Source organism: Cetobacterium sp. (assembly GCF_977044495.1).
This window is the reverse complement of sequence record NZ_CDRRQU010000103.1, coordinates 1-1,063: the sequence shown is the minus strand read 5'-3', so window position 1 is coordinate 1,063 and position 1,063 is coordinate 1. Positions and strand designations below refer to the sequence as shown.

Below are 1,063 nucleotides of genomic sequence, written 5' to 3'. Positions count from 1 at the left end.
ATTCTGTATGACGCGCGGGCATGGAAACAGTTGGTTTCAGGGAGAATGGTGGTACAATACAAGTCTTGTGTTCTGGATTGGTATGCTCGTTGCGAACAAGGAAGAAGCAATCATCCGCTTTATGAAGAAAATCTATAAGGTTCTTCTTTTGGTATTAATTGTATTATTTATTGTGCTGGCACGGGCGAGTGCATATATGCTTTCACATCATGGATATTGGACAGAGACAGTCAATAATATGCGGTATGAGGATAAGATCCCGACACTTTTGGTACAGCTATCCATGTGTATTGTATTTACATTTCTGATAATTGCGGTGTTCTTGAAGGTGCGCTTTGAAAATCCGGTCTTGACCTTCCTTGGAAATATATCCTTGGAACTGTACCTGATACACAACCTGTTTCTGCAGATGTTTGGAAACGTCAAGGGTGTTGGTATGTACACATTGTTTGTAATTGCAGCATCCATTGTGGCAGCTACGCTGTTACATGCGATTGATACGCGGCTGATCTGTCTGGCGCAAAGGCGGAAATACGTGAAAAAGAAGGTAGAGCGGACGACGGATACAGACTGGGCTGGAGCAGTGAAGCTGAATATCCGGTTAAATCTACAGTATGCGAAGCGCCATCCAGGCCGAGTTGGAAAGCTTTGCCTGCGTACAGTTGTGTGCAGTATATTAAGCGTGATAGCTATTGGACCGGTGTATATCATGTATATCAATGCAACACGGACGCATCAGAGTCTGGTGTGGGGCATTTCGTTGCTGCCGGAAGGACATTTTCAGGAAAATCTTGTGCAGTTTATGGATTATGCGAGTAATCTTGCAACCGGTTTGTTCCAGTCATTGTTTTATTCCTGCTTTATTGCAACGACAGCGGCAATCCTTGCAGTGTACTTTGGCTGTATGTGTGCGTACGGTTTTGAGATTTTTGATTTCAAGGGCAAGAAAGGGTTATGGAGAGTCGTTGTTGCAGCGCTTATGATGTCGCCGATTGGAAGCTTCCTTGGCTTTTACCGGTTGGTGGTGAAGATGGGGATGCTGAATACGTTTTATCCGTTGATT

General features: G+C 44.2%; 1 protein-coding gene. It reads left to right on the top strand.

The window, feature by feature from the left end:
• Positions 1–7 precede the first annotated feature (7 nt).
• The coding region (locus tag ACWI69_RS12195; protein ID WP_448822103.1) for an acyltransferase family protein at positions 8–1,063 on the top strand (1,056 nt) is incomplete at its 3' end.